Source organism: Polynucleobacter sp. MG-28-Ekke-A2 (genome assembly GCF_035012985.1).
In the GTDB taxonomy this organism is placed as follows: Bacteria; Pseudomonadota; Gammaproteobacteria; order Burkholderiales; family Burkholderiaceae; genus Polynucleobacter.
Window position 1 is genome coordinate 28,130 of the sequence record NZ_JAYGQU010000017.1, and the last position, 10,101, is coordinate 38,230.

Sequence of the window (10,101 nt, forward strand, 5' to 3'; positions counted from 1 at the left end):
TAATAAAAAAATCCCTCGATCGTGGGAGTTTGTAAATATTTTTGCAATTTCTTATACATTCTTAAAAAAAGATTGTGCCCTTGATCCAACCTTGTACCGATCTGTACATGTTGTCTGCATTTAACTGTTGGCCACTTTGTGTATAGAGCGGATTGTTGCCTACGCGCCATGCCAATGAACCAGAAAGTTGAACTTTTTCGTACTGATACTTTGCTGACAAACCTGTTGCGTATAAAGAATAGGTATTGTTAGCGTTGGTCTGCCCTTGCCAGTTGTTATAAGTGCTTACATATTGCTGAACTAGTCCAGCATCAAAAAAAACACCAACTTGCAAGTCTTGAATCAAGTTATGGTTAATTTCTACAGAAGCAATTGCTCCTTGTGCACCACCTCCCTGGGCTACAGGGTAAGCACGTACACCATAAGGGCCACCCATATAGATCTGCTCGGCACTATTGAGGTTCTTATTAGCCAATTGACCGTAGATAGAAGCCACTAAATTGGTTTTATCAATCGGCAGTGGCTGTGTAATCGAGCCATTAAAGCCCAGCTTTGCAAAAGTACCTTTTGTTGCGGCACCCTGTGCGTCGTTATTGGCTTGATTGGCGTTATTAATACTTAAAGAGCCCAAGGTAGCTGTAGCGCCCCAGCTTGCATAAGCTTGACCAATAAAGTTAGTGCCGTTGATGCCAAGACTTAAATCGTTGAGCTGATAGTTACTGCTCTCGATACCGTTAGTTTGGTTGTTGTAGTTCTTATTTTCAAAGTTGATGATCACATTCTTAGTGGAACGTGCAGTGCGCTCTAGCGCATAGATTGAGTAAATTCCGTAGGTTTGTGCTGTACCTTGTGAAATCGTTGTTGAGTAACTTGATAAGCTTTTGTAATCCAAGGCGCTAACGCCTGCAGATACTCTCCAGCCGTCATAACCCACTGGCAAACCGTATCTGAGCTGCCCATAGACAGAGCCTTGTGAGCCAATCACATCTAAAGTGGCTTGGTCGCCATTACCACTAGGGTTGTTCAAGCTTAAGCTAGCCGATGCTTGTGCAGGCCCTGTATTGGCTGCGCCATAGTTTGATAGATCTACCCTACCTGCAAATAAACCCGTATCTTTGGCATTGACCAAGATATTCGTTGTCTCTTCCTTGTCACCCTGCGCTAACTCTCCGCTAACTTCATTACCTGGCGTTTCATTGAGGATGGCTAAACTTCGCTCCAAACCCTTCAGGTCAATAAAGTTACCAGGCTCATTACTATTGGTAATGAATTTTTGAATAACTTCAGACTTGAGGCGACTTGGTGATTCTTTATTGAGTTCAATAATGACATTGCCTACCTTGCCTTCAATAATCTTGATGGTGATAACGCCATTAACAACGTCTTGAGGTGGGATGACGGCTTGGGCCATTCTTCCCATCTGAGCGTAAAGATTAGTTACCGCATCTCCAGCCTCTTTGATTTGATCCAAAGTTAACTGGCGATTAGTAAAGGGCTTGAGAGCTTCCTGTGCTTGCTCTTGCGTAATAAGCGTAATACCAACCACCTTAAAGGAGCTCACCTCAATTGTTTTGTCGCCTGATTTTGGCCTACTTGGTTTTGTGGGCTTCTTAATGAGGTTATCTGGCGCAACATTTTGGCGATCGCGGTCAACCTCACGTTGTAATTGTTGTTGTAATGCACCAGCATCAGGGCCAACTTGTGAATATGCCGAACCACTCAAGACCAAAAAACCTGCCGCTAATGCAATTGCACGACGTGCAGAAGCAGGGGCGCTAAATGGTGAGCACTTAACAGTAGTGCTAGATTGAATGGAATGGCGAATGTGAGGGTGCATCTTGTCGTTTCTAATAATTGAGCAGACATTAAAACGCTAAATCTAGAAGCTGAAAATCCCTCGAACGAGAGTTAGCCTTAAGGCTAACTGACCGACTTATTTGGCTCGTTTTTTGAAAGCAATGAGCTGGGCTAGCGAACGCAAGTGCAGTTTACGCATGACCTGCGCCTTGTACTGCTTGGCCGTGTACAGTGAAATCTGTAGTTTTTCTTGAATTTCTGCATTACTAAACCCTAAAGCAAGCAATTCAAGCACCTCAAGCTCCCGTGGAGCCAAGGCCTTAACGTGCTCCTCAAAAGCTTTTTGCTCAACATAGCTGCGCATATTGTTAGCATCTATATCTAAAGCTTTGATTACCGCATCTAAAAGGGCGTCTCGCTCAAATGGTTTGACTAAAAATTCAATAGCGCCCTGCTTCATTGCTACAATCGATTGTGCAACAGTGCTTTCTGCGCTAATAAAGATAATTGGCACCTCACGAACACGCTTTATCATCTCCGCCTGTAGTTCTACCCCAGTCATATCCGGCATGCGCATATCAGTAATAACTACTGCTGGCGCAACGTGAAGTGGAATCTTTAAAAACTCTATAGCAGAAGCAAAGGGGTAAACCCGGTATCCAAGAAACTCCAAAAGACTCGTTAAAGTAGCTCGCATCGAAGCATCGTCCTCTATTAAGAAGACATGTTTCAAAACATCATGGATTGCAGCTTTACCGGTCATTGTTACTTGTTGCCCAAAAATTACTCTCTCGGATTATGACAAACATACTGCCCATCAATATCCCTCGATCGCGGGATACGCTAAATCCTCAAATCATCGACTGGGATTGGGAGGGAAGACGAGGCTAAAAGTTGCGCCAGCATTTGACCCGCGCTTATAAAAAATATCTCCGCCATGTCTAGTCATGATGTGTTTGCACAACCAAAGGCCCAAGCCCATGCCCGATTCTTTCTGTGAGTCTAGTAACTCAAATAATGAATGCTCTCTTTCAATAGGAACACCCGGACCGTTATCGCTAATATTGATTGTGACTTGTTCGCCCTGAAGATTGATGGCAATAAGGATATGTTTTTTCTCTATATTGTTCTTACTTTTCAGGGACTGAATAGCGTTATTTAAAACATTGAGAATGGCCTGATGAATCTCAATCGAATTAGCATTGATGTAGCACCGCCCTGGCATCTCAATTAATAATTCAATATTCGAGCCTCTGCACTCTGGCTCTACCAATTGGGCTATTGAATAGACGAGCCCAATCAAATCAATTCTCTCTAACGTAATCGCATCACCGGAGAACAGTGCGCGCAGTGAGCGAACGATTTGTCCCGCTCTTCTTGTATCAGCCTCAATAGAATTGACGATATCCTTTTCTAGATCGAGTTTAACTACATTTCTATCCATTAGGGATTTAAGATGCTGCGCATTTAAAAGAGATGCGCCAAGTGGTTGACTTAACTCGTGCGCTAATGATGCAGCTAAAGCGCCGGTGCTAGCAGTCTTGTTGGACTTCAGTAGATAAGAGACTAATTTTTCGCGCTCAACTAAAAGCTCTTGTATTCTCGTCCGCTCTTTTGATGCAATGTCATACTTATAGGTTGATTCACGCTCTTTTTTCCACAGTCTGCGGTAAAGGTAAGCGTTGATCAATATATAAACTATCACGTTAATCCCATTTGATGTCCATGACATCATGCTGGACAATAGATCAGCGTTTACGATATTTTGTATATTTAAGTGAGGGCTCCGATTAACCGTAATTATTCTGAATGAGTAGGCGGTAACTTGTAAAGCCAAGAAGAAAATTAATACGCCAACAACGTAATCTCTTTTTTTCCGTAGGTAGTATGCAATGGAAAAAAACTCCCAAATCATCAATGGAATTTGTGTGCCTGCCACCGTATTTACGCGAGCAACAAAGCTATTCTCCTTTAGAAAAAAATGAAGGAACACAAAGCAAAATATTACATAGCCAATAGCTAGGATATACATCACCGACCTCTTAATAGGAGCATTCCAACTGCTTAAGAAGAGAGCAAGCAACACAACAGATGCTATGTATAAATAGTTTGCAGGAAGTAAAAAAACGGAACCAAAAAACGGAACCAAAAACCAAAAAAAATAAGCAATGCTTCTCAGCAAAACTGCATATCGCCAGAATAGAGAGGATTCTAAGGAGTTATGGAGTTGATTATCAACTTGCACGGTCAAGAATATTCCAAATAGGATTAGTCCGAATATTCCAAACAGCAGTTGATTCATTAATTCCATGGTTACTCTCTATTCATTTTCGGTTTGGATTATTTATGATTATCATCAACATTCTAGATCATCAAATTTACGCCTAGATTCTTTGGGCGCCTCCAGTCGAGGTCTCTGACGGCAAGGTTTAGGTGCGCTTTAAACGCAAAACTAATTGGCGAGAAGACGATTGGCGGCTTAATTGTAAATAACTTGAGTCTCTTAACTGTCAAATAGACCCAACTGATCCCCAATAGATTCAGTGCTCTTCTTGGTTAAAAAGGCGCTAGGATTTTTTGGTTGCAACTCTCCGCCCAAGCTTTGTGCCTGATGAATCATCCACTGAACTCTGCGACTAATTTGGATGCGGTAGGCATTGGGAACATTGATGGCAGATAAGGTTTGGGCTTTATTCATAGTGACAATATCGCCACCATAGAAAATGGCATCTGCATTTCCACTTGCGATGGCTGATTGTGCAATCAAGCACATGGCTGTAAAGGTAATTTGATTTAAATGGCGCATTATTTAACCTTGGGATTTAGGGGGTGTTTCTTGTGAATTCTAACAGCGCAAAAACTGAAAATTGGCTATGCGGACTATCTCAATCCCAGTGCTTTATTGGAATACCAAATAGCCTTTATTCGCCACAACCTTTAATATAGAGCACTTGTCCCAGCTTTATGCATTCAGAAAATACAAATTGACCAGCCAGCCAAATCCGACTTTACTTAAAAGCTCGAGCAAGAAAACCCAAGGCATTAGCCTTTTTTCAGCCACTGCTCTAGGTATCGGCGGCATGATGGGGGCTGGGCTATTTTCTCTTTTGGGTACTGCTAGCGCTCATGCGGGGTCGCATATTCCCCTGGCCTTTTTACTAGGGGCTATAGCTGCCTCATTCTCGGTCTACTCCTATGCCAAATTAGGTGCTACCTTTCCTAGCAGTGGAGGTGCTGCCACATTCACTGTGATGAGCTTTGGTCCTGGGGTCATTTCTGGCGGCCTAAATATATTTCAATACATTGCCTATCTGATTGCAGCCGCTCTTTACGCTGCTGGGTTCTCGGAATATGCTAATACCCTGCTTGGTGGAAACTTAGACCCCCTTGAAGTAAAGATCGTTGGCGCCGTTATTGTCATTCTTTGTACCGGCATTAACTTATTGGGTACCAATATTGTTGGCAAGGCAGAAATGCTAGCGATTGGCTTTGTCACAATTGCCCTGCTACTGTTTTCTGTTCAAGGCATTCATGTAGCCAATATTGGCGCATATCAGTTTACTGGCTGGTCTCTCAATGGCATTGCGATTGCTACCGGCATCTTGTATATCAACTACCAGGGTTTCGGCGTAGTTACCAACTCCTCCAATGCCATGCGTGAACCCCAAAAAGAGCTTCCTCTTGCTATGTTCTCGGCCCTGATTTTAGTAACGATTGCTTATGTACTAGTTAGTACCGCAGTGATACTGCTACTTTCACCCACTCAAATGGCAACCTACAACGGCCACGTATTGGCCGATGCAGCTCAAATCGTATCTGGGAAAGCAGGCTTTGTTGTGATTGGTGCCTCTGCCCTTCTAGCCTGTGCCGCTGCGCTTAACGCCACTATTTTTGCCGCATCTAATATTGCAGCCGATATGGCACACAAAAATTCTGTTTCTAAAGCCCTAGGTGACTCGGTCTTAAAAACAGAGTTTCGTGCATTAACTGTGTCTGCATTCTTAGTGATTGCTTTGGTCTTGGCATTTCCATTAGAGGTTGTTGGCAAAATGGCCAGCCTTGCCTTTTTATTGGTCTATGCCGCCATTACTTACGGACACATTCGCGTACGAAATCAAACAGGTGCAAAGCTTTGGCCACTTTGGGCGGCAATCGTCATTAACTTGAGTTTGTTTACTACCCTATTTATCAATGTGATCGAGACTGCGCCCAATAGTGCAATTGCTCTAGTGATCGCCCTAATCGGATCTTTTGCAATTGAAGCAACTTCTCGTAAATTTCTGAGGAAGAAATTAAAGCCCCATTGAGCGGTGCAAGATTTTAGATTTCATCTCCACCCACAGGCTTTCAAAATCTTCGGTCTTGTCTTCTGACAGTTGAATCGACTCAAAAAGGCCGCCAAAGATGATGGAGCCCTTCTTCACCAAAGTCTTATCAAACTCACCCAAGGATATCGGCTTATCGTCCATATCCCTAGTGAGCTGGGCTGAGCAAACAATCGCATCTGCATCATCCCGATCAATGACTGCAAACTCAATAAATTGTTGATTCTTTTCAACAATAACCAAGGTCCCGCGGGCATAGCAAACGGCCTCATGTGCTTGCACGATGTATGCAAGAAATTGATTCTGCTCATCGTCACTCTTCATGGGGAGATCATCAATAAAGAATAGGTATTGATCTCCCTCGCTATTTACCAAAGTAAATACCTTTGGAACAACACCATGCCCCAAAGCTAAATTACGGTAATAGGAAGAAATTTCTACGGCAAGATTTTCAGAAAATAAGTGCATATTGATTCAGGAAAATATTACTCTTTACGAGTTTTAATAGATTCGATAATTTTATAGAAAGAGTCGGGCTGAACGGAATTCTGACCCTTAAACGGCTGATCGGTTATCACCAACAAGGATATCAGTGCACCCATGGTGATAGGCAAAATCTTCAATCCCAAGAAGAATGAATCTGAGGGCAAAAAGAGAGTATTAATGCCCATCAAGGCAAACATACAGATCAAAATGACTATCCAAAATAAGCCTGGTAAACGGATATTGGCACGTTCGATACGCGCCTCCCTGCTCTCAGCAACCTCTTCAGATTTTTTGATGATATCTGTATACATTGCTGTTTGACGATTGGTTTGGGGTTCAATTGACATCAATTGTCTAGAAATTCCGCGCCACAACATGTGCGTCTTAGAGCTGCCCTCACCCTTTTGCAATAGAGCCCACTCGTCATTCACAATCGAGTTCATATAGTCAAATAGCTCAACACGTATAGGCGCTATAGATGGATCACCAAATCGCGTGGGTAGACGATCTAAGTTATTTATACGTCCAGCCTCTTGAGACACCAGTGTTTGCACTTCACGAAAATTGCTTTGTGCTTGATTGAGTAAAAAAACCAATCAATAATCCGCTAAGCGTGATGATGGATCCAAAAAGACCCAAACCCAATCGGGTGCTATCTTGTGTGGGCGCAAAGATCGGGATGTGTTGCAATGCACGCGGCATCACATCGAGCAAAGTAACAAAAAAGATAATCAGCAATATCAGAATTTGGATATTACTTCTTCTGTATATCCAGTTAAAGAATAGGCTTTCTTTGGAAGGAGTATTCATAAGGCCTAGCTACTAATATTTTTTTGTAGAAAATGAAGCGTACGCTCCCAGGCTAACTGCGCTGCTTCTGCGTTGTACTTTAGTGGAGCCAATCCCCGTGCATCCGATTTAGGGTTTGCGAAGGCATGCTTGGTATCGTAGCGGTGAAATTCATAATCCACGCCCGCTTGTTTTAGCTTTTGCTCTAGCTGGTCGACACCAGCAATTGGGAAGAACTCATCATGCATAGCCCAGTGGCCTAACATCGGCCTGCTAATAGCATCCGCATTGACATACTCCAAAGGAGGATTGCCGTACCAAACTATAGAAGCATCGAGCTCCGGCACATTGCAAGCAGCTAAAATGGTCAGCGCACCGCCCATACAAAATCCTGTTACTGCTACCTTTGCGCTACCAGTAGCTTTTAAGTACTGAACTGCACCCCGAATATCTTGACCAGCCGCATCACCAAAGTTCAGGTCGCCCATTAAGTGCTCAGCTTCATTAGCCTCAATCGCCAACTTGCCACGATATAAATCCGGAACTAATGCACGATACCCTGCTTTAGCAAGGCGATCAGCAACCGCCTTTACCTCATCATCAAGACCCCACCACTCCTGAATAACGACCACGCCAGGAGCAGTTGCTTTATCAACTGGCTCAGCCAAGTAACCCTTTACCGCCTGTCCATCGGGTCTTTTAAATTCAATCATGAGGTCTCCTTATGTTCTTTAGTTCTTACGCTTTTTTCGTATCAGCATGAATATATCCCACAACCCAAAAAGTGAGCAAGCCACAAATGGCAGCCCCATAACCAACTAGGTTGTAATGCTCCATCCTGCCATTAGTTGTAATTGTGACCACTAGGCCTGCTACTACTGACGCTATGCCGGAAGCTAACATCTGAACTGAGCCAATTAAGCTCATAAAGGTTCCCCGAATTTTGGGCTCTACCATTTGGCTCACAATAGCCATGGCCGGAATCATTCGGCCAGAAATCAAGACAAAGAAGGCGGTCTGATTAACAAGTACCACCCATAAAGGAACCGGTATTAAATTGGTCGTTACTAGGATCGGTATCAAACTAATGATGGCTAGTATGCGAAATACTTTGACCTTGCCATATTTATCTGCCATGTGTCCGATAAATCTAGAGCTCATCAAAGTCGCCAAACCACCACAAAGATAGATCAGGGAAATGTAGGAATTTTCAATCCCAACGTTAGCGGTCAGATAGAGGGCAATATAAGGAATAACAGTAAATCCAGTCAGCATAATTAGCCCCACAAACAGAAAGGCGCGAAGATGACGATGGGCGACAAAGACTTCGTAGATTTGCTGGAAGCGACTACCCTCCTGGACGTGATGCAAGTGGCCAGAAATTTTCGGGATATAGCGATATCCAATAAATAGAATCAATATCGAGATGAGTCCAATAAACATAAACGGAGCGCGCCAACCCAGTGAGGTGATATGGTTTGCCAAAAATAAACTTAATGGAACACCTGCAACAGTTGAAACGGAGAAAGCAGCCATGACCGTACCCAGTGCCTTGCCTCTCCGCTCGAACGGAATGGCATCCGCCACAATAGTTTGCACTAATGATCCCAAGATTCCGCCAAAGGCACCAGCGCATGCGCGAGCAATAAATAACGCATGATAATTTGGCGCAAAGCCACACACCACGGTGGCAATAATGAAGCAGACATACAAACCCAATAACAGCTGTCTGCGCTCAAAGCGATCTATATAGTAGGTTGCAAATACGCCAGCAATTGCTGCAGCAAAAGTATAGGAGGATAGCAACAATCCAAATTGATGCGTATTAATGGAAAGCGCTGCAATGAACTGAGGCCCAAGCGGCATCATGATCATAAAATCGAGGATATGCGTGAATTGAATACCAGCCAAGGCAAGCAAAAAGAATCTCTCTTGCTGAGGGGTGCGAACTAAACTCAAAGTAGACTCAACAGTGCAAATTAGGGGACAAGAGAGCATTATCCTCTCTAGCGCACGGATCTGCTTTGGGGTAGGATTATGGCTATATTGCCTACTAACCTATTTCTGAATGGAAATTATGGCCTTGCCAGTTTTACCAGCCACTACAACAGCCGTCTCGCTTACCTTTGTTTTTATGGACCTCTTTGTTGGGGTAACAGGCTTAATACTGATATTGATATTCCATGGCAGCGGCTTGAATCACATGGTCATGCGTTTTGAGCGCATTACTAAGGCAAATCTAGATCGCAATCAATATGATCGGATCTTTTTTCACTTCTACGTAGCCTTCATTATTATTGCCTTGATTCATATTTGCGAGATCTTCATTTGGGCTGCCATGCTCTTTTGGTTGGATCTAATCCCTAGCGGGGTAAATGCCATTCTGTTTGCTGGCAGCTGCTATACGACTGTGGGTTTTATGTCCGACATTCTTCCTTATGGCTGGAAAACGATGGCCTTCTTTATTGCCTTTTCGGGCCTTTTTTCAATTGCCTGGACCACCTCTACAATGATTGGAATGACAGGCATCTACAGACAGGCTTGGAATCTAAAGTATTTAAGACGTTATAAATAACTTTGGTGGATTCAACTACGAAGTGCAACTTTGAACAACTAGTTAAGGAGGCTAAGGATGTTTTAGTATCCAAAGCTTCTAGACCTGCAAGTCAAAGTAGCCATGACCTATCAACACCTTAGCCAAACT

The 10,101-nt window shown here is 43.4% G+C and carries 11 protein-coding genes; 2 read left to right on the plus strand and 9 right to left on the minus strand.

Features of this window, described 5'->3' with window-relative positions:
- Positions 1 to 61 precede the first annotated feature (61 nt).
- From VC188_RS09610 to VC188_RS09625, 4 genes are all read right to left on the minus strand, one after another.
- Entirely contained in the window at positions 62 to 1,837 is a 1,776-nt protein-coding gene (locus tag VC188_RS09610) for a ShlB/FhaC/HecB family hemolysin secretion/activation protein (protein ID WP_323483792.1), read from the minus strand.
- Between the two features lie 96 nt (positions 1,838 to 1,933).
- On the minus strand, positions 1,934 to 2,560 hold the full coding sequence (locus VC188_RS09615; RefSeq protein ID WP_323483793.1) for a response regulator transcription factor: 627 nt from the start codon (positions 2,558 to 2,560) through the stop codon (positions 1,934 to 1,936).
- 93 nt (positions 2,561 to 2,653) lie between these two features.
- On the minus strand, positions 2,654 to 4,108 hold the full coding sequence (locus tag VC188_RS09620; protein WP_323483794.1) for a sensor histidine kinase: 1,455 nt from the start codon (positions 4,106 to 4,108) through the stop codon (positions 2,654 to 2,656).
- A 192-nt stretch (positions 4,109 to 4,300) separates the two neighbouring features.
- Positions 4,301 to 4,603, minus strand: a complete 303-nt coding sequence (locus VC188_RS09625; RefSeq protein ID WP_323483795.1) for a hypothetical protein — start codon at positions 4,601 to 4,603, stop codon at positions 4,301 to 4,303.
- A gap of 178 nt (positions 4,604 to 4,781) precedes the next feature.
- Here VC188_RS09625 and VC188_RS09630 point away from each other — a divergent pair, with 178 nt between their 5' ends.
- A complete protein-coding gene (locus VC188_RS09630; RefSeq protein WP_323483796.1) occupies positions 4,782 to 6,104 on the plus strand; it encodes an APC family permease in 1,323 nt (440 codons plus the stop codon).
- Here VC188_RS09630 and VC188_RS09635 read toward each other — a convergent pair.
- Genes VC188_RS09635 through VC188_RS09655 form a run of 5 tightly spaced genes read right to left on the minus strand, consistent with a single transcriptional unit; the run spans position 6,090 to position 9,356 of the window.
- Positions 6,090 to 6,590 carry a hypothetical protein gene (locus VC188_RS09635; RefSeq protein ID WP_323483797.1) on the minus strand — a complete coding sequence of 167 codons (501 nt, stop codon included), beginning with the start codon at positions 6,588 to 6,590 and terminating at the stop codon, positions 6,090 to 6,092. The two genes, VC188_RS09630 and VC188_RS09635, sit on opposite strands and share 15 nt — an antisense overlap.
- Positions 6,591 to 6,607: 17 nt before the next feature.
- Positions 6,608 to 7,162: a hypothetical protein gene (locus VC188_RS09640; protein ID WP_323483798.1), complete on the minus strand. Its 555-nt coding sequence runs from the start codon at positions 7,160 to 7,162 to the stop codon at positions 6,608 to 6,610.
- Position 7,163: 1 nt separating this feature from the next.
- Positions 7,164 to 7,418: a hypothetical protein gene (locus tag VC188_RS09645; protein WP_323483799.1), complete on the minus strand. Its 255-nt coding sequence runs from the start codon at positions 7,416 to 7,418 to the stop codon at positions 7,164 to 7,166.
- A 5-nt stretch (positions 7,419 to 7,423) separates the two neighbouring features.
- Complete coding sequence (locus tag VC188_RS09650) at positions 7,424 to 8,110, minus strand: dienelactone hydrolase family protein (protein WP_323483800.1); 687 nt, start codon at positions 8,108 to 8,110, stop codon at positions 7,424 to 7,426.
- Between the two features lie 25 nt (positions 8,111 to 8,135).
- Positions 8,136 to 9,356, minus strand: a complete 1,221-nt coding sequence (locus VC188_RS09655; protein ID WP_323483801.1) for an MFS transporter — start codon at positions 9,354 to 9,356, stop codon at positions 8,136 to 8,138.
- 118 nt (positions 9,357 to 9,474) lie between these two features.
- Here VC188_RS09655 and VC188_RS09660 point away from each other — a divergent pair, with 118 nt between their 5' ends.
- Positions 9,475 to 9,972, plus strand: a complete 498-nt coding sequence (locus VC188_RS09660) for a hypothetical protein (RefSeq protein ID WP_323483802.1) — start codon at positions 9,475 to 9,477, stop codon at positions 9,970 to 9,972.
- The last annotated feature ends 129 nt before the right edge of the window (positions 9,973 to 10,101 follow it).

What these genes read in the sequence shown, in the direction of transcription:
- VC188_RS09660 (WP_323483802.1), top strand. Translation starts at nt 9,475, where the DNA reads ATGGCCTTGCCAGTTTTACCAGCCACTACAACAGCCGTCTCGCTTACC.
- VC188_RS09620 (WP_323483794.1), bottom strand. Translation starts at nt 4,108, where the DNA reads ATGGAATTAATGAATCAACTGCTGTTTGGAATATTCGGACTAATCCTA.
- VC188_RS09625 (WP_323483795.1), bottom strand. Translation starts at nt 4,603, where the DNA reads ATGCGCCATTTAAATCAAATTACCTTTACAGCCATGTGCTTGATTGCA.
- VC188_RS09615 (WP_323483793.1), bottom strand. Translation starts at nt 2,560, where the DNA reads ATGACCGGTAAAGCTGCAATCCATGATGTTTTGAAACATGTCTTCTTA.
- VC188_RS09650 (WP_323483800.1), bottom strand. Translation starts at nt 8,110, where the DNA reads ATGATTGAATTTAAAAGACCCGATGGACAGGCGGTAAAGGGTTACTTG.
- VC188_RS09645 (WP_323483799.1), bottom strand. Translation starts at nt 7,418, where the DNA reads ATGAATACTCCTTCCAAAGAAAGCCTATTCTTTAACTGGATATACAGA.
- VC188_RS09610 (WP_323483792.1), bottom strand. Translation starts at nt 1,837, where the DNA reads ATGCACCCTCACATTCGCCATTCCATTCAATCTAGCACTACTGTTAAG.
- VC188_RS09635 (WP_323483797.1), bottom strand. Translation starts at nt 6,590, where the DNA reads ATGCACTTATTTTCTGAAAATCTTGCCGTAGAAATTTCTTCCTATTAC.